This is a genomic window from Methylomonas stagni, from assembly GCF_050154735.1.
Lineage (GTDB): Bacteria > Pseudomonadota > Gammaproteobacteria > Methylococcales > Methylomonadaceae > Methylomonas > Methylomonas koyamae_A.
In genome coordinates, this window is record NZ_CP189557.1 from 1,751,049 (window position 1) to 1,768,293 (window position 17,245).

The following is a 17,245-nucleotide window of genomic DNA, read 5'->3' on the forward strand; positions in this document are numbered from 1 at the left end:
TCAAAATCGGCTCGGCGAAGCTCTCGGTTGAAAAGGTCATGGTGACGCGCCTGGAAATGCGCTTAGATTCCACTTGGTGAACGCCAGAACTTCGTGCGGCAACGTGGACCAATCTTCTGTCTGGCGCCCCGCTAACTCAGTACCCGTTGCTGTTTGATCTTGGCGTCGAAATGATCGATGTCGCCGATCAATTCGCACCGGGACAAATCCGCCAGGGCGTGTGAGGCGATGTAATCCGCGCCGCTGCCGCCCAACCAAAGCTTGCTGTCGAGACTGGCGCCGAGTATCTGTTTTAGTTCCAAGAGCGTCGCTGTTTCCGGCGGTGTCTTCACCAGCCCCATGACCAACGCGTCCGGACGTAAATGCGCGGCGGCGGCGACAATATCGGCCGCCGGCAAATCGGCGCCGAGGTAATAACATTGGTATTGCTGAGCCGAAGCCACCAGGCAACACAACAGGATTCCGAATTCATGCGGCTCGCCGCTCGGGGTCGCGAACATGATGGACGGGTTGTTAGGCGAGGGTCGGTGCAAATTGTTGACCATCGTTAGCACGATACGCTGCACGCAACTCGAAAACATATGTTCCTGGGCGATGTTCAAACGGCCCTGCTCCCACAAATAACCGACTTTATGCAACGCCGGCAACAAAACGTCTCTGGCGTAGTCCAACGGTTCGCTTGCCAACAGCGCCCGTTTCAACAGTTGCTCGCAACGCTCGATCCGATACTCGGCTAATGCATCGACGATTTGCTCGATCAGCGGCAAAGTGCGCGGCTCGGCCACCGTCGGCGCGGCTTGTTCCTGGAACGCCCGTAATTGCGGGCAATCCATGCCGGCGATCTTACTGATCGGATGGCCGTTGCGAGTCAGATTGACCAGCAAGGTCAGTTTTTCCAAGTCTTGCTGGGAATAATAGCGCCGACCGGTACCGGTGCGGGACGGCGTGATACACGAATAGCGTCTCTCCCAGGCCCTAAGGGTCTCGGGGTCAAGCCGGTCAACGAGGTAATGGCCTTGATTGAGTACATTGTTCACGTTTTGTACATTATTTTCTTTGACAAATATTCTACAAGGTAGTAACGTTATTGCCAACTTAAAAATAAAAAAAGAAACGCTATGTCAGAGCTCACCGCTTCCAATGCATTCGAAGAGATTCAACCGACGCAAGAATCGGAAACCTCTCGGCTGGCCGGCAAACTGGAACAGGCCCGGCAACATCTGTCCGTCCTGATTCGGAACGACCGGAGCGCCGCACAAGCCCTGGCCGAACAATTGATAAGGCAACTGCAAAAAGGCAGCGATTGTTCCGAACTGGTGGCCTCCAGAAGCCAGCAAGACTATAAGGCCTTGTTGGATACGCTCGCCATCGGTTTGAACGTCGATTGCAGCCACTGCCCGGATCAGAGCGACGACACTGTCGATGAAGAACTTGTACAAGAAGATTACTTTGTACAACTTTTCGAACCGCAAAGACTCAATCAATGCGACGCCATCCGAACTCTATTACCGCTGCTGGACAAGTTGCACTTCATGCCCGTATTTTTATTGGCCGTCGCCGCCAGCGCCGAAGCCTTGATCGAGGATACGGCGTACAAGGCGCGATTGACGGCGGCCAGAAAGGAATTGAAAACCGCCCGTCAACAAATGATCAGCGCCAACACCGGCCTGGTGGCCTTCGTCGCCCACAAATACAAAACCAGCAATCTGAGTTTCGACGATTTGATGCAGGAGGGGCTGGTGGGACTCATCAAGGCGGTCGACCGTTTCGATCCGGATCGGGGTATCTGCTTTTCCACGTATGCGATTTACTGGATCAAACAAGCGATTTCCCGCTTGATCGTCAAGCAGGAGCGCATCGTTCGCCTGCCGGTCGCGCTGGCCGAAAAAGCCAACACCGTGTTCGACGCGATGCGTACCTGTTATTTAAAGAACGAACGTTGGCCGACGCTTGAAGAACTGAAAGCGGGTTGTGATCTGTCGGAACAGGAGATCAAGACCATCAGCAGCTACTACCAAGCGACTCATTCGCTGGACGCGGCGGTCAACGACGACGAAGACGGCCTGGATCTGATGGCGAAAATGCAACAACACCAATTCAGTTTACCGCTGGATGAACTAATAGAAAGGGATTTGGCTCAATACGTCGACAAAGCGGTGGCATCCTTACCGGAGAAGCAAGCGGCCATTCTGACGATGCGTTTCGGATTGCGCGATCATACCGAAATGACCTTACAGGCCGTCGCGGACCAACTGCATGTCACCCGGGAAAGAGTTCGGCAAATTCAGAACGATGCCTTAAAAAAACTGAAACAACAGTTTGGTTTTGACCTTATGCTATTTCTCGAGCCGAGGGACGGCTAACTATAACAAGTAACGACGCAGGTCAGGCTAACACTTAACAAGAGGAGTGATTATGTCATCAGAAAAACAAAATACCGGTAAACACGAGCCGCAGCCGGACTGGAAGCTGGAGGTGGATAAGCAATGGCGACAGTTTTCGGGCAAGGCCAACGATTTTTATAACGATCACAAACACCTGTTTTCCATGTCCAAGGTGGCTTCGATGCTCGGCGGCACGCTGGTCGTCGCTTGGCTGGGCAGCGGCTTTTACATCGTTGGAGAAGGCAATCGCGGCGTGGTCGCTCGTTTCGGCGCCTATGCAGACACGACGCTACCGGGCCCGCATTGGCACTTTCCGCTGCCGATAGAAGAGGTCACCATCGTCAACGTCGAGCAACAACGCTTCATCGAAATCGGCTACCGCGATTCCAGCCGATTGAGCAAATCGTCGTTGATTCCGGCGGAATCCTTAATGTTGACCGCGGACGAAAACATCATCAATGTCCGTCTGGCGGTGCAATATCAGGTCAACAACGCCAGAAACTACTTGTATAGCGTCAAGGATAACGAAAACACGTTGAAGCAAGTCACCGAGAGCGTCGAACGCGGGGTGATCGGCCGTAACAACATGGACTTCGTACTGACCGAGGGACGCAGCCAAATCGTCGCCGAACTAAAGGAACAGATTCAACAAGCGATGGACGACTACCGCACCGGCATCACGATCGCCAGCGTCAACTTGCAAGACGCTCAACCGCCAGAAGAAGTTCAAGGCGCGTTCGAGGACGCGATTCGGGCTCGGGAGGACAAGCAACGCTTGATCAACGAAGCCGAAGCCTATTCCAACGAGATTATCCCCAAGGCCCGCGGTGCCGCGTCTCGAATCATCCAGGAGGCCGAGGCTTACGAGGCTGAGAAACTCGCCAAAGCCAAGGGCGAAACCGAACGTTTCGATCAGTTATTGGTGGAATACGAGAAAAACCCGGCGATTACCCGCAAGCGTCTCTATCTGGAAGCCAAGGAAAAACTGTACAGCAGTACCAATAAAATCATGTTGGGCGCCGACGGCGCCAACCCGATGCTGTACATGCCGCTACCGCAAACCGCCGGCCATCCGGCCAGTTCGGCGACCACCGGCGGAGTAGAAGCCGAGCATAACATCGAACCGTCCGCAAAAGATAAAAATGCCGCCCGCAAAAGCAGCGGCAGCGATTTACGCCCAAGCAGGAGCAAACCATGAGCAGCCGAATCCAAGTCCTGATTCCCAGCAGTCTGTTGTTACTGATTTTGGCCTACATGTCCGTGTTTTACGTCCGCGAACATGAAAAAGCCATCCTGTTCCGTCTCGGTGAAATGGTTAGCGCCGATTACAAGCCGGGACTCCATTTTAAGACCCCCATCATCAATAACGTCAGCACGTTTGATGCGCGCGTGCTGACCTTGGACGCCAAGTCCGAGCGTTTTCTTACCTCCGAAAAGAAGAACGTTATAGTCGACTCGTTCGCCAAGTGGCGAATCGGTGATGTGGGTCTTTTACACCACGGTCGGCGGCGACGAGTTTCAAGCGAACCTGCGCCTGGACCAAATCATGAAGGACGCGATGCGTAGCGAGTTCGGCGTCAGGACCATCAAACAACTGATCTCCGAAGACCGCAGCGAGTTGCGCAACACTTTGCTGCAAAAACTGGCGCCGACCGCGGCCAAGTTCGGCATCGAGCTGATCGATATCCGCGTCAAACGCATCGATTTGCCACCGGAAGTCAGCAGCTCGGTTTATCAAAGGATGCGCGCCGAACGGGAACGGGTCGCCCGGGAATTCCGTTCGCAAGGCGCCGAAAGCGCCGAACAAATCAGCGCCGAGGCCGACAAGCAGCGGCAAGTCATCGTAGCCAACGCCCAGCGAGATGCCGAAAACATTCGCGGCCGCGGCGACGCCGGCTCCGCCGAAATCTATGCGAAAAGTTTCGGACGCAATCCGGAGTTCTACGCCTTTTACCGCTCGCTGCAGGCGTACCAAACCTCGTTCGAGAAAACTCAGGATACCCTGGTGTTGAAACCGGATTCGGACTTTTTCAAATACTTCTCCAGCGAAAAATAAACGGGGAACCGCGCCATGAAAAAATTCTTAATCTTCATTACGATCATCGCGGCGATCGGTATCGTGGTATCGGCGGTGCTCAACCGCAGCCTGCCCGATTACGATCCGCATTACGAAATCTCTTATTCGGATTTCATCGAGGATGTCCGCAACAAAGTCGTTACCGAAGTCGTGATTAGCGGTTACGACGTCGAGGGCCGCCGTCAGAACGGCACCCGCTTCGTCACCTATAACCCGAATGACGCCCGGATGATCGACGAATTGTTGGAATACGGCGTCAAGATCAAAGTCGAAAAACCGCAACCGCCGTCAACCTTATTTCAAATACTGATGTCGTGGGCGCCAACCTTGCTATTGATCGCGGTGCTGGTTTATTTCATGCGCCGTCAGCAAGGCGCGGGTCCCGGCGGCCAAATGGGCTTCGGCAAAAGCCGCGCCAAATTGATGGCCGAAGACCAGGTCAAGGTTCGCTTCGGCGACGTGGCCGGCGTCGAGGAAGCCAAGGAAGACGTCAAGGAAATGGTCGACTTTCTGAAAGACCCCAGCAAATACGAAGCCCTGGGCGGCAAAATCCCGCGCGGCGTGCTGATGGTCGGCCCTCCCGGAACCGGTAAGACTCTGCTGGCCAGAGCCATCGCCGGCGAAGCGGGCGTGCCGTTCTTCTCGATCTCCGGCTCCGATTTCGTCGAAATGTTCGTCGGGGTCGGCGCGGCCAGGGTCCGCGACATGTTCGAGCAAGCCAAAAAGCGCGCGCCTTGCATCATCTTCATCGACGAGATCGACGCGGTCGGCCGCCAGCGCGGCAGCGGCAATCTGGGCAACGACGAACGCGAGCAAACCCTAAATCAATTACTGGTGGAAATGGACGGTTTCAGCGGCAACGAAGGCATCATCGTCATCGCCGCCACCAACCGCGCCGACGTGCTGGATAAAGCGCTGCTGCGTCCCGGCCGGTTCGACCGTCAAGTGCAAGTCGGCTTGCCGGACATCAAGGGCCGCGAGCAAATCCTCAAGGTCCACGGCGCGCGGGTACCGCTGGCCGAGGACGTCAACATCAACGATCTGGCTCGAGGCACGCCGGGATTTTCCGGCGCCGAACTGGCCAACCTGATCAACGAGGGCGCGCTGTTCGCGGCTCGCAACAACAAAAAAGTGGTATCGATGGCCGAGCTCGACAAGGCCCGCGACAAAATGATCATGGGCGCCGAGAAACGCACGATGATGATGAGCCGTGACGATCTGCTGATGACCGCCTACCACGAAGCCGGCCACGCGATTGTCGGCCGCTTGGTGCCCGAGCACGACCCGGTTTACAAAGTCAGCATCATGCCGCGCGGCGGCGCGTTGGGCATCACGATGTTCCTGCCCGAGCGCGATCAGTACAGCGCCAGCAAGGATAAATTGGAAAGCCAAATCTCCAGTCTGTTCGGCGGCCGGGTCGCCGAAGCGTTGATCTACGGTAAAAACAAGGTCACCACCGGCGCTTCGAACGACATCATGCGCGCCACCCAACTGGCCCGGAATATGGTGACCAAATGGGGCTTGTCGGAACGACTAGGGCCAATGGACTACGGCGACAGCGAAGGCGGCTACATGGGCCCGCAATCCAAACCGATGTCGGAAAAAATGGCGCAAGTGATCGACGACGAGATTCGTGCGGTGGTCGATACGAATTACAACCGCGCGGAGACCATTTTGAAGGAAAACATTGAAATCCTGCACAACATGGCGCACGCCCTGCTGGACTGGGAAACCCTGGATAAATTTCAAATCGACCAACTGATGCGCGGCCACCAAATCGCACCGCCGGAACCCGAGCCGGAACCGGTGGTTGCCGAGGACGCGGATGCGGATGCGGAGCCCGCCGACGCAAACCCAATAGACGAAAGCCTGGAACCGGGACCGGCCCTGGCGTCTTAACCTTCCTCCTCTATATACCCTCCAAACCTGCAACACTCTTGGAGGGTATCTTTTTCGAGGTGTCGCGATGCAGACCAAAACCCTAGCGGGCAAAACCCTCGACATCGTGGAATTGCTGCTGCAAGTCAACTTTAACGCCGCAGTGTTGCTGGTTCTGATCAGCTCGGCGTTGTCGATGTTCGGCGGTGCCATCTATTTCGAGGATAACAGCGACCTGTACGGTCCGCTCGCCAACAATCTGCGCTTGATGATGTTTTACTTGAGTCTGGTGCAGATTGCCGTCTACAGCTTTTATTTATACGGCAACAGCCCGGCCGCGGTCGCCGGCCTGGGCGTGTTTTTATTATTGTTGACCGCGTCGTTGGGGTTTTACGCTTCGATCAACCAGATCGAAATCGACGAGAAATACGCCGAGCTATTCCTGTACGCCGGCGCATCTCACCTGGTGTACGGCGGTCTAGCGGCATTCCGCCAAGATCGACACGGCGGATCTTCCGCTTCGAGAGGACATTAACCGATGACTACGCAAAGTTAATCGACCAACGGCCGGCACCACAATAACGACAAACCGGCCGACTTCACCAAGCTTGCATTCAGAGAGGGGGACTCCATGCCTATCAAGCTACCGTTCGACGCCACCAGGCCGGTCGCCGGCCAAGCCAGTGTCGAGATCGAAAAACCGATCACTGAAGTGTTCGATTTCGTCGGCACCCGCTTTTTCGACAATTACCCGAAATGGGCCGAAGAGTTATTGGCGTTTCAAGCCCTGGACGGCGAGGAAGTGTTCGTCGGCGCCAAGGCTCGACAATGCATACTCGAAAACGGCGAACCCATCGAATCGGTGTTCGAAATCACCGAATACCAACCCGAAGACACCCTGATTTTTCGCGGCTTGACGTCACCGTATCGGCATAGTTATTTACTCGAAGGTCTCAACGACCGCAGCCCGACTCGCCTGACCTTTCGCTTCGAGTTGCTCAATCTCGACGTGTTCATGCGGCCCTTCGAGAAACTGATCCGAGCGGCGATAGAAGACGGCGCCGAAAATACCGTGGAAAACATTCGCAACCTGATCGTCTCCGAGTCGCCTTAGTCTGGCGTCAAGTTCGACCATAAAAATAAAACGCTTACCGGGAGTAACTAACATGCCTTTCGTAGTCAAAAAAGACAGCGGCATCATTCCGCAAATTCTATCGGCGATACTCGACGAATGCGTCAACGGCGTGACGTTGGCCGATCCCGATCTCGACGATGCCCCCATCGTTTACGCCAACAAGGCCTTCGAGCGCCTGACCGGATACGGTAGCGATGAAATCGTCGGCCACAATTGCCGGTTTTTGCAAGGTGAAGACCGCGATCAGCCGGCCCGCCGCCAAATTGCGGAAGCGATGCGTAAGCATGAATCGGTCGAAGTCGAACTGCGGAATTACAAGAAGGACGGCACCCTGTTTCACAATCGGCTACGCATTATCCCGCTGTTCGATAACAAACAACGGGTGATGTACTACCTCGGCGTGCAATACGACATTACCCAGCAAGTCAACGCCGATCACGAAATCCAAGCCCTCTCCGCCCTGCTAGGCAGCACGCCCGGCCAAACCGGTTAATCCGACGGAGGTGTCCAATGAACGCCGCAATCGATACCCAACCCGCCGCCGCGATCGCTTTTAACCAAGCCTTGTTCGGGCTCGCCATTCTGGCCTTCGTCGCTTTACTGGTTTTGGAAAAACGTCAGCCCCATTTGCCGTTTTCGACCAAAATCTACAAAGAGTCGCTGGTAACCAACACCGCCGCCTTTTTAATCAACAATCTGATATTGACGGTATTGCGCGCCTCGTCGCTATTTCTGGTCGCGCAACAATTCGCCGATTTCGGTCTACTTGGCAAGTTGGAAAACGGTCCAGTGAAATGGCTGTTGGCGTTCGCCTTTTTCGATTTGGCGATTTACGCTTGGCACTATGCCAGTCATCGCTTCGAATGGCTGTGGCGGTTCCACAAAATCCACCATAGCGACAAGTGTTTCAACGTCTCGACCGGCTTTCGCTTCCACGTCTTCGACCTGTTGCTGGAAATCCTCTACAAATGCGTGTTCGTGGTATTGATTGGGGTGGATGCCTATCTAGTGCTATCGATCGAAATCATCGAACTGTTTTTCATCTTTTTTCACCACGCCAACCTGCGCGTGCCGCACGAGCAGACCCTGTCGCAACTGATAATTACCCCGTCGCTGCACCGCACCCACCACTCTAAATTGCGTAGCGAACACGACAGTAACTACGGCATCGTGCTGGCAATATGGGACCGGCTGTTCGGCACCCGGCTGGAATTGGCGCCGGCCCAGATCGGACTGGATTTGATCGAAGCGGAAAATTTCATTCAATTGTTTTCGCTGGCCTTCATTACCGAACGCCAGTTTCGCAAGTTGCTGCGTTGGATACCCAACAGCAAAAAGCCGTGAGGTCCCGGCCATGTTGATTAAAACCCGCTCGGCGTTTCGCGATCACGACGTGACCGACCCAGCCGTATTCCAAGCCCGCCGCGTTCTTCTGAAAGCCATGGGGCTGGCTGCCGCCGCGCCGTGGACCTTGGCCGCCGCGACCGAAGACCGGCAATCGATAGCCGACGCCAACGCCGTTACCCCGGCCAGGCTGGTCGAGCAATACAACAACTACTACGAGCTAGCTTTCGACAAGGAAAGCGTCGCGCAATTGGCTAGACATATCGCCGTCGAGCCTTGGCAAATCGAAATCGCCGGCGAAGTCGAAAAGCCCGGCGTCTACAGCCTCGAGGACATACTGCGCGACCATCCCCGCCAGGAACGCATCTACCGCTTACGCTGCGTGGAAGGTTGGTCCGCGGTAATTCCGTGGCTGGGCTTTCCGTTGGCGGACTTGCTGAAACGCGCTCAACCGCTGTCCGCCGCCCGTTTCGTCAAGTTCACCTCGGCCGCGCAACCCGAGGCCATGCCCAAATTGCGGGCCGGCGCGATGTTGGACTGGCCTTATGTCGAAGGACTACGCCTGGACGAAGCGTTGCATCCGTTAACGATTTTGGCCAGCGGCATGTACGGACGAGATCTGCCCAAGCAAAACGGCGCGCCGCTGCGCTTGGTCGTACCCTGGAAATATGGCTTCAAAAGCATCAAAGCCATCGTCAAAATCGAATTGACCCGGCGAGCGCCGTTGACGTCCTGGAGCCGCTACGCGCCGAGCGAATACGGCTTTTACGCCAACGTCAACCCGGCGGTGGCCCATCCGCGCTGGACCCAAACCAGCGAGCGCGTGCTCGGCTCGGATTTTTTCACGCCGCGCCGCAAAACCGAATTGTTCAACGGCTATGCCGACCAAGTCGGCCAACTTTATAGCCAGATGGACTTAAAGCATTTTTTCTAATGTCCGCGTTCATCCTCCGCCATTTAAAGTCCATCACGCTCGCGGTCTGCTTGCTGCCGCTGTTGTGGCTGATCGCCGATATCGAACTGGATCGTTTGGGCGCCAATCCAATTCAGGCCGTGCACATTCGGCTCGGCGATTGGGCCATGCGGTTTTTATGGATCACGTTGACGATTACCCCGGTACAAAGCATATCCAAATGGCGCGGCATGGCCGATTACCGGCAGATTTTCGGACTGTACAGTTTCCTTTACGCCAGCCTGCATTTATTGGCCTATTTGTGGGTCGATCACGCGCTGGCCTGGGACGCCATCGTGCCGGATGTCCTGCAAAGCAACTATTTGTGGATGGGACTGATCGCGTACAGCCTGATCCTGCTGATGGCAATCACCTCGTCGAAATGGGCGATGAAACGGATGGGCAAACAGTGGAAGCGGCTGCACCGCTACATCTATCTGGCCTCGGTATTGGTAATTCTGCACTACTATTGGCAACTCAAGGGCAATCTGGCCGAACCCGGTTTTTATCTGGTCATCCTCGGTTTGCTGCTGGGCTTTAGACTGGTTGGCTGGTTGAAGAGCCTGCGGCAAGCCTTGGTGCTTGGCGCCGGCCAGCGCGACTGACGATCCGACGACGAGGCGACGAAGATGGCAAATCCAGCGATATTAATCACCGGCGGAACCGGCTTTTTGGGCAGCGCCTTAACCGAGGTCCTGCTCAAGCAAGGCTATTCGGTCCACATCTTCAGCCGCGACGCCGAAAAAGTCCGCGCCCGCTTCGGCGATCGGGTCGCGCCCGTGGTTACGCTAACAGACTTGCCGGATGCCGGCGAATTCCGCGCCATCGTCAATCTGGCCGGTGCCGGCATTCTGGATCGGCGCTGGAGCCAGGACCGCAAGCGGGAATTGCGCGACAGCCGGATCGGCCCCACCCGGCAACTGGCCGACTGGATTAATGCCTCGACCCGGCCGCCGGGCGTCCTGATTAGCGGTTCGGCGATCGGCATATACGGCGACCAGGGCGAGCGTCCATTGGAAGAGACCAGCCCACCCAATCCCGACTTCGCGCAGCAGCTATGCGCCGATTGGGAGGCGGCGGCCATTGTCGCCGGATCGTCCGGTTGCCGGGTCTGTTTGCTGCGTACCGGCTTGGTATTGGGCAACGGCGGCGGCCTGCTGCAACGCCTGTTGCCGGTTTATCGCCTGGGGCTGGGCGGCACGATCGGCGACGGCAGGCAATGGATGTCCTGGATACATTTGACGGATTGGCTGGCGATCGTCGAAACCTTAATGAACGATAGCAACCTGGTCGGACCGTATAATGCCACCGCGCCGACGCCTGTCGACAATCGTCAATTCAGCCAAGCGCTGGCCAGGACGCTACGTCGGCCGATGCTGTTGCCGCTGCCGGCCTGGCTGCTACGGCCGTTAATGGGCGAAATGGCCGAACTGCTGCTGGGCGGACAACGCGTGTTACCAACCCGCTTATCGAATCACGGCTTCGGTTTTCGCTATCCGCGTTTGGACGACGCTTTAAACCAACTTTTACTCCGCCACTGACCATCCCGACCGTCTATGCTCTTCAACAGTCTGGCTTTATTACTGGAATTCACCACCTTCATGGCTTGGTGGGAGGCACTCGCCGTCGGCGTTGCGCTGACCATCCTGCTGTACTCGCTAACGCCGCCGCCACCCGCTTACTGGGAAGTCAAGCTGCCGAATACGTTATACCTCTACCTACAATGGAGTTGGCTGGGCTATACCAGGCTAAGTAGCGCGTTCTGGCCGTTCTTCCTGATTTACAATCCGATCCTGTTCGGCGTCGATTATCGACTTCAGGAAGGTTCGTTCACGGCCGCCAGCTGGATCACGATACACCTCATCTGCCTGATGCCGTTGATTTACTGGACCGGCGCGGTGTGGCGCTGCTCGGCGCATTGCACGGCAAGATATTGGGCAGTGCTGGCCAGGCTGGCCACGATCGCCGCATTTGCCGATCTGGCGTTGCGCTGGGTGATTTATCGGTATTACCCCAACATTCTGTTCAATTGCCAGCAGATGATCGCACAGTTCGGCGACTGCTAAGCCATGAGCGACAAACCCTATCGCGTTGCGCTGTTCCTGTTTCGGCGAGACTTACGCGTGGACGACAATACCGCGCTGAATGCCGCGCGGCGCGGTGCGGACCGTGTGATAACGGCCTTCGCGTTCGATCCGCGCCAAATCGAAGCCCATACCTATCAAAGCCAGCCCGGCCTGCAATACATGCTGGAGGCCGTCGCCGGTCTGCAACGCGATTTAGTTAACCGCGGCGGCAAGCTGTACTGTTTCGCAACCCTGCCCCACGATTTGATTGCCCGGCTCCGCGAAACGCTCGGCCTCGATGCGGTCTACATCAACCGCGATTACACGCCGTTCAGTCTGCGTCGCGATGCCGAAATCCGCGAATGCTGCAATGCGTTGGGCGTGGCCTTGCACATCACCAACGACCTGCTGCTGACCGAGCCGGAACAAATCGCCAGTGCTAAAGGTAATCCCATTCAAGTATTCACCCCGTTTTACCGGCGAGCCCGGCAAATACCGGTCGCCGCGCCGGCCGCGCTGGCCTACGGGGGTTGGTATACCGACACTCTGGCCGGCGACGATGCCGATTTACCGGAACGCTACCGGCGTCCGCATCGCAACCCGATTGCCGGCGGCCGCGCCAGCGCGTTGCAAAGTCTGCAAGCCGTGTCGAGCTGTCGCGACTACGCGCAAAACCGCGATTTCCCGGCACTGGCCCAAACCAGCCGGTTGTCGGTACACCTAAAATTCGGCACCTGCTCGGTCCGCGAGGCATACGCCGCGATTCAGCATCAATTAGGGCCGGAACATCCGTTGCTGCGACAATTGTATTGGCGCGATTTTTTCAGCCACATCGCTTATCACTTTCCGCACGTGTTCGGGCAGGCTTTCGACCGCCGCTTCGACGCCGTGCCCTGGCGCAATAATCTTGACGACTTCACGGCCTGGACCAAGGGCTTGACCGGCTTCCCGATCGTCGACGCGGCGATGCGCGAATTGAAGCAAACCGGCTGGATGCACAACCGCTTGCGGATGGTGGTCGCGTCCTTTCTGGTCAAGGATTTACATATTTCCTGGCGCTGGGGCGAACGCTACTTTGCCCAACATCTGCTGGATTACGATCCCTGCGTCAACAACGGCAATTGGCAGTGGGCGGCATCCACCGGATGCGATGCCCAACCCTATTTCCGGATCTTCAACCCCTGGCTGCAACAACAGAAGTTCGATCCGCAATGCAACTACATCAAAACCTGGTTGCCGGAATTGCGGACTTACTCGGCGAAAGTCATACACCAATGGGCCAGCCAACCGCTGGCCGGCGCTTATCCGCCACCGATCGTCGAGCACGGCACCCAAAGCCGGTTAATCAAAGCCCAATTCAAGGCGCTAACCACGCTGCCGATCCAAGAGAACTCCGATGCGTAAAACCTGTTTACTGTTACTGACTCTCGCCGGCTGCACCGGCATCCCGGACGGCGTCGTCGCGGTCGAGGATTTCGAATTGTCCCAATACCTCGGCACCTGGTACGAAATCGCTCGGCTGGATCACCGCTTCGAACGCGGCCTGAGCGACATTCGCGCCGAATACACTCTGAATTCCGACGGCAGCGTCAAGGTGTTAAACAGCGGTTATTCAGCGGAAGCCGGCGAGCGGGAGAGCGCCGAAGGCCAGGCCGAATTCGTCGAGACGCCCACTGTCGGCCCTTGCAAGTGTCGTTTTTCGGGCCGTTTTACGGCGCCTACAACATCATCGCCTTGGATAAACCGGGCTATCGTTACGCGATGATCGCCGGACCGGACCGAGACTATTTGTGGGTACTGGCCCGCGATCCGCAATTGCCCGCCGCGACGCTAAAAGCCTTGCTGGACCAAGCTCGAACCCTGGGCTTTGCCACCGATCAACTGATTTACGACCGGCACCCACCATCCGAGCAAATCCCATGACGAAAATTCCAGTCGGTATCAGCAGCTGTCTATTGGGCCACGAAGTCCGTTACGACGGCGCTCACAAATATCACAGCTACATCGAACGCACGCTGGGCCAGTACTTCGAATTCCGCGCCTTCTGCCCGGAAATGGAAGCCGGCCTGGGCATCCCCCGCCCTTGCGTGCAACTGCGAGAAACCGCGCCGGGCGTGATACGTTGCGTCGGCGTCAAGGATCACGGATTCGACGTCACCGAGCGTTTGGAACAAGCCTCGGCAAAGCAGGCCGACTGGTTGGCCGAGTTATGCGGCTATATATTGAAGAAGGATTCGCCGAGTTGCGGCATGGAGCGGGTCAAGGTCTACAAAAACGACATACCGGCGCGTTGCGGTACCGGCATTTTCGCCGGATTTATCCAACGCCGGTTTCCCTATTTGCCGATCGAAGAGGAAGGCCGGCTCGGCGACCCGGCCTTGCGCGAGAACTTTATTCAGCGGGTATTCGTGTTGCGGCGTTGGCGGGAGCTGACAGAGGCCGGCCTCGGTGTACACGCCCTGATGAGCTTTCACAGCCGGCATAAACTGATCGCGATGAGCCACGACCAAAATCAGGCCCGCGCACTGGGCCGGCTGGTCGCCGACGCCAATGCCGCGAATCTGACCGAAATCGCCGACGCCTACCTGGCGGCCTTGATGGCCTGTTTGAAGGTCGTCGCTACCCGAGGCAACCACGTCAACGTGTTGCAGCACATCCAGGGCTATTTGAAGCAGAAACTGGACAGCGACGCCAAGCAGGAGCTGGTCGAAACTATCGAAGCCTATCGAACCGGCCTGCTCCCGCTGATCGTGCCGCTAACGCTGCTGAAACACCACTTCCGCCGCGAACCCGACCCGTTCATCGACCAATCGTTTTACCTGTCGCCGCACCCGGCGGAATTGGCCCTGTTGAACGCGATATAGCGGGTCGCCGCAGCCAATTCAGCCAGACAAGCCCGCACGCAGTCGGCAAACAGGAAACGCTGTGCTTACCCGATGGCCGACCGGTCATGGACGCACGATGCCCCCCTCCTCGTTATCCGCGCTAAAATTCCAGTTTGATCGAGCCCAAAAATGCCCTAGGCGTGCCTATGGTGCGGCTACTACTGGCCCCGCTGATATAAGCATCGGTGAAATAGCTTTTATCAAGCAAATTGTAAACATTGAGCTGCGCGGTCAATTTGGATTTATCGACCTTCCAGGAATAAGCGGCCAGCAAGTCCACGGTCGCGTAGCCGGCGGTCTGGTAGTTGTCGCCGGTGCCGTCGGTGGAGCCGTCGCGCATGGTCACCCCGCCACCGACTTTCACGCCTCGCAATTCGCCACTCAGAACGTCGTAGGTTGACCACAAACTACCGACATTACGCGGCACCGCGTATAGGCGGTTGCCCTGCAAACCGTTGTTGTCCTTGGTCACACGAGTATCGAAGTTGGAATAGGTGGCGATCAGGTTCCAACCGGGCAGCAATTCGCCGCGGATGTCCACTTCCGGCCCGCGACTACGCACTTCGCCGGCGGCGATACTGAAGTTGCTGTTGAACGGAGAATTCGGGTCGCGGGTTACGACGTTTTGTTTGGTGATGTCGTAATACGCCAATGTGGCGCTGAATTTACCGTCGAAAAATTCGAACTTACTGCCGATCTCCCACTGCTGGGCACTCTCTGGCGGTAACGGTTTGCCGCTGGCCGAGATGGCCCACTGATTGGACACCCCGAAGTTTTCGATGTAGTTACCGTAAAAACTCAACCAATCTTGCGCTTGCCAAAGCACGCCGACCCTGGGCGTCACGTCGTCGTCCACCGGTTGAGCGGTGTGGCTTAAATTATCCCACTGCTTGACGTACTGGTAACGAAATCCGCCCAGCACATGCAGGCCGTGCGGCAGCTTGATCTGATCCTGGGCGTAAATCCCGATGTAATCGGCGCTATTATTGCCACCCCAGCCAGCGGAAACCCAAGGGCTGACAATATCGGCGTTGTGGACGGGGTGGTAAACATCGATGTTCGCCAACTCGGCCGAGTACGGGTCGCTAATATGATCGACGCGGTAATAGTCGCCGCCCAACAACAAGGTATGCTCCAACGGACCGGTCGCGAACCGACCGGTCAAGTCCAGGGTCGTAAAGTAGGTGTTGTGAGTGCCGTCTATCAAAGTTTGGCTGCGCGGCAGCAAGTTGCCGGGTAACAACGTATCGGCCGCCGCGCTGGTCCAATGCTGAACGTTATCCAGCAAATCGGCGACGAAGCGCTGCTTGATGCTCCAATCGTCGTTAAATTGGTGCGACCAATTCAGCCCGATCAGTTTTTCCTCGACCCGGACTTTACCCGCTTCCATCAAATTGCGGGAACGCGGCATATTGATGAAACCGCCGTTCAAATACGGCCAAGTATTGTTATCGTCAATCAGATTGTCGTGGCGATATTCCATTTCCAGACTGATTTGCGTACGCGGGCTGACGTTCCAGGTCAGCATCGGCGCGATGAAGGCGCGCTCGCTGTCGACCAAATCTCGAAACGAAGCGCTGCTTTCAAACGAACCGTTGAAACGGTACAGCAAAGTGTCGTCGTCGGTCAGCGGGCCGGTAGCGTCCAAGCTAGTGCGGTATAAATCGAAGGATCCGAACTGCTGTTGCAGCGCGTAATACGGTGTCGCCAACGGCTGTTTGGTGACGACGTTGACCATGCCGCCCGGCTCCATCCGCCCGTACATGATCGCGGCCGGGCCTTTGATGACCTCCAGGCGTTCGACGTTGGCCATTTGCCGGGTACCGATCGACGCGAATTGGCTATCGATGCGAAAGCCGTTGCGAAAAAAGGTACTGCTCCGAAACCCGCGCAGAAAGATGTCGTCCGACAAACCGCCGGACCCGTGGCTGACCGTGGCGCCGGCCACGTTCTTCAACGCATCGGTCATCTGGATGATTTGTTGATCGTTCAAGACCGCTTTCGGGATGATCTGGATGTTGACCGGCGTTTCCATCAACGGTGTATCGGTTTTGGTGGCGCTGGCGGCCGCGCGCACGGCGTAGTCCCGATTGTCCGGCGAGTTAAGATCGTAGACCGCGTCGCCGACCACCGACACCGCCGGCATCGTCGCCGCCGATTGCGGTTCGGCCGACTGCTTGGCCGGCGCGGCTTCCACGGTAAAGGTGTGTTCGGCGGTCTTCCGAGCGCTCAAGCCCGAAGCGTGCAGCAGGATTTGCAACGCCTGTTCCGGCGCATGGCGACCGGTCAGCGGCTGCGAACGCAATTTGGCGACCAACTCGGCCGGATACAGCAAACGCAGGTCGGCCTGATCGGCCAGTTGGGTCAACGCGCCGTCCAAGGCTTGTGCCGGAATATCGAATTGCCGAAGCTCGTCGGCCAGCGCCGCCAGGCTGACGCAGCCGACCATCAGGGCCGAGGCCGTCCTACGGAGCCGGAACGCGCGCTCGGCGGCAGTGAGGGTTTGCGGATGAAGTTTCATGTC

General features: G+C 57.0%; 15 protein-coding genes and 2 pseudogenes. 15 read left to right on the plus strand and 2 right to left on the minus strand.

Annotated elements, in window-relative coordinates:
- Nucleotides 1–131: 131 nt before the first annotated feature.
- Nucleotides 132–1,037, minus strand: coding sequence for a MerR family transcriptional regulator (locus ACP4CD_RS08225; RefSeq protein ID WP_426994201.1), 906 nt, complete (start codon nt 1,035–1,037; stop codon nt 132–134).
- Nucleotides 1,038–1,118: 81 nt separating this feature from the next.
- Between ACP4CD_RS08225 and ACP4CD_RS08230 the strand changes: the two genes are divergently transcribed.
- From ACP4CD_RS08230 to ACP4CD_RS08300, 15 genes and pseudogenes are all read left to right on the plus strand, one after another.
- Nucleotides 1,119–2,363 (plus strand): sigma-70 family RNA polymerase sigma factor, encoded by a 1,245-nt coding sequence (locus tag ACP4CD_RS08230; RefSeq protein WP_313728362.1) that lies wholly within the window; start codon nt 1,119–1,121, stop codon nt 2,361–2,363.
- A gap of 52 nt (nt 2,364–2,415) precedes the next feature.
- Nucleotides 2,416–3,582: an FtsH protease activity modulator HflK gene (hflK, locus tag ACP4CD_RS08235; RefSeq protein ID WP_426994202.1), complete on the plus strand. Its 1,167-nt coding sequence runs from the start codon at nt 2,416–2,418 to the stop codon at nt 3,580–3,582.
- A pseudogene (gene hflC, locus ACP4CD_RS08240) lies at nt 3,579–4,440 on the plus strand (protease modulator HflC). The gene hflK and the pseudogene hflC overlap by 4 nt, the downstream one beginning before the upstream one ends.
- A gap of 15 nt (nt 4,441–4,455) precedes the next feature.
- Nucleotides 4,456–6,360: an ATP-dependent zinc metalloprotease FtsH gene (ftsH, locus tag ACP4CD_RS08245; RefSeq protein WP_426994203.1), complete on the plus strand. Its 1,905-nt coding sequence runs from the start codon at nt 4,456–4,458 to the stop codon at nt 6,358–6,360.
- A gap of 67 nt (nt 6,361–6,427) precedes the next feature.
- A complete protein-coding gene (locus ACP4CD_RS08250) occupies nt 6,428–6,874 on the plus strand; it encodes a hypothetical protein (RefSeq protein ID WP_071159809.1) in 447 nt (148 codons plus the stop codon).
- A 96-nt stretch (nt 6,875–6,970) separates the two neighbouring features.
- The gene (locus tag ACP4CD_RS08255; protein ID WP_426994204.1) at nt 6,971–7,453 is read left to right on the plus strand and encodes an SRPBCC family protein; all 483 of its coding nucleotides are present in this window, start codon (nt 6,971–6,973) and stop codon (nt 7,451–7,453) included.
- Between the two features lie 52 nt (nt 7,454–7,505).
- Nucleotides 7,506–7,967: a PAS domain-containing protein gene (locus ACP4CD_RS08260; RefSeq protein ID WP_064030845.1), complete on the plus strand. Its 462-nt coding sequence runs from the start codon at nt 7,506–7,508 to the stop codon at nt 7,965–7,967.
- A 17-nt stretch (nt 7,968–7,984) separates the two neighbouring features.
- Nucleotides 7,985–8,818: a sterol desaturase family protein gene (locus ACP4CD_RS08265; RefSeq protein ID WP_426994205.1), complete on the plus strand. Its 834-nt coding sequence runs from the start codon at nt 7,985–7,987 to the stop codon at nt 8,816–8,818.
- Between the two features lie 10 nt (nt 8,819–8,828).
- Nucleotides 8,829–9,752: a protein-methionine-sulfoxide reductase catalytic subunit MsrP gene (gene msrP / locus ACP4CD_RS08270; RefSeq protein ID WP_426994206.1), complete on the plus strand. Its 924-nt coding sequence runs from the start codon at nt 8,829–8,831 to the stop codon at nt 9,750–9,752.
- On the plus strand, nt 9,752–10,375 hold the full coding sequence (locus tag ACP4CD_RS08275; RefSeq protein ID WP_071159818.1) for a sulfite oxidase heme-binding subunit YedZ: 624 nt from the start codon (nt 9,752–9,754) through the stop codon (nt 10,373–10,375). Before msrP ends, ACP4CD_RS08275 begins: the two co-directional genes overlap by 1 nt.
- 24 nt (nt 10,376–10,399) lie before the next feature.
- Nucleotides 10,400–11,311, plus strand: a complete 912-nt coding sequence (locus tag ACP4CD_RS08280) for a TIGR01777 family oxidoreductase (protein WP_426994207.1) — start codon at nt 10,400–10,402, stop codon at nt 11,309–11,311.
- A 15-nt stretch (nt 11,312–11,326) separates the two neighbouring features.
- Entirely contained in the window at nt 11,327–11,836 is a 510-nt protein-coding gene (locus tag ACP4CD_RS08285) for a hypothetical protein (RefSeq protein WP_168028853.1), read from the plus strand.
- 3 nt (nt 11,837–11,839) lie between these two features.
- Complete coding sequence (locus ACP4CD_RS08290) at nt 11,840–13,240, plus strand: cryptochrome/photolyase family protein (RefSeq protein WP_426994208.1); 1,401 nt, start codon at nt 11,840–11,842, stop codon at nt 13,238–13,240.
- Nucleotides 13,233–13,759, plus strand: a pseudogene (locus tag ACP4CD_RS08295) (lipocalin family protein). The gene ACP4CD_RS08290 and the pseudogene ACP4CD_RS08295 overlap by 8 nt, the downstream one beginning before the upstream one ends.
- Complete coding sequence (locus ACP4CD_RS08300) at nt 13,756–14,700, plus strand: YbgA family protein (RefSeq protein ID WP_426994209.1); 945 nt, start codon at nt 13,756–13,758, stop codon at nt 14,698–14,700. The pseudogene ACP4CD_RS08295 and the gene ACP4CD_RS08300 overlap by 4 nt, the downstream one beginning before the upstream one ends.
- Nucleotides 14,701–14,821: 121 nt before the next feature.
- Here the strand turns inward: ACP4CD_RS08300 and ACP4CD_RS08305 are convergent, their stop codons facing one another.
- On the minus strand, nt 14,822–17,242 hold the full coding sequence (locus ACP4CD_RS08305; RefSeq protein WP_426994210.1) for a TonB-dependent siderophore receptor: 2,421 nt from the start codon (nt 17,240–17,242) through the stop codon (nt 14,822–14,824).
- Nucleotides 17,243–17,245 lie beyond the last annotated feature (3 nt).

Coding starts and splice junctions, on each gene's coding strand:
- ftsH (WP_426994203.1), top strand. CDS start 4,456: ATGAAAAAATTCTTAATCTTCATTACGATCATCGCGGCGATCGGTATC.
- ACP4CD_RS08255 (WP_426994204.1), top strand. CDS start 6,971: ATGCCTATCAAGCTACCGTTCGACGCCACCAGGCCGGTCGCCGGCCAA.
- msrP (WP_426994206.1), top strand. CDS start 8,829: ATGTTGATTAAAACCCGCTCGGCGTTTCGCGATCACGACGTGACCGAC.
- ACP4CD_RS08280 (WP_426994207.1), top strand. CDS start 10,400: ATGGCAAATCCAGCGATATTAATCACCGGCGGAACCGGCTTTTTGGGC.
- hflK (WP_426994202.1), top strand. CDS start 2,416: ATGTCATCAGAAAAACAAAATACCGGTAAACACGAGCCGCAGCCGGAC.
- ACP4CD_RS08290 (WP_426994208.1), top strand. CDS start 11,840: ATGAGCGACAAACCCTATCGCGTTGCGCTGTTCCTGTTTCGGCGAGAC.
- ACP4CD_RS08285 (WP_168028853.1), top strand. CDS start 11,327: ATGCTCTTCAACAGTCTGGCTTTATTACTGGAATTCACCACCTTCATG.
- ACP4CD_RS08260 (WP_064030845.1), top strand. CDS start 7,506: ATGCCTTTCGTAGTCAAAAAAGACAGCGGCATCATTCCGCAAATTCTA.
- ACP4CD_RS08275 (WP_071159818.1), top strand. CDS start 9,752: ATGTCCGCGTTCATCCTCCGCCATTTAAAGTCCATCACGCTCGCGGTC.
- ACP4CD_RS08300 (WP_426994209.1), top strand. CDS start 13,756: ATGACGAAAATTCCAGTCGGTATCAGCAGCTGTCTATTGGGCCACGAA.
- ACP4CD_RS08250 (WP_071159809.1), top strand. CDS start 6,428: ATGCAGACCAAAACCCTAGCGGGCAAAACCCTCGACATCGTGGAATTG.
- ACP4CD_RS08230 (WP_313728362.1), top strand. CDS start 1,119: ATGTCAGAGCTCACCGCTTCCAATGCATTCGAAGAGATTCAACCGACG.
- ACP4CD_RS08265 (WP_426994205.1), top strand. CDS start 7,985: ATGAACGCCGCAATCGATACCCAACCCGCCGCCGCGATCGCTTTTAAC.
- ACP4CD_RS08305 (WP_426994210.1), bottom strand. CDS start 17,242: ATGAAACTTCATCCGCAAACCCTCACTGCCGCCGAGCGCGCGTTCCGG.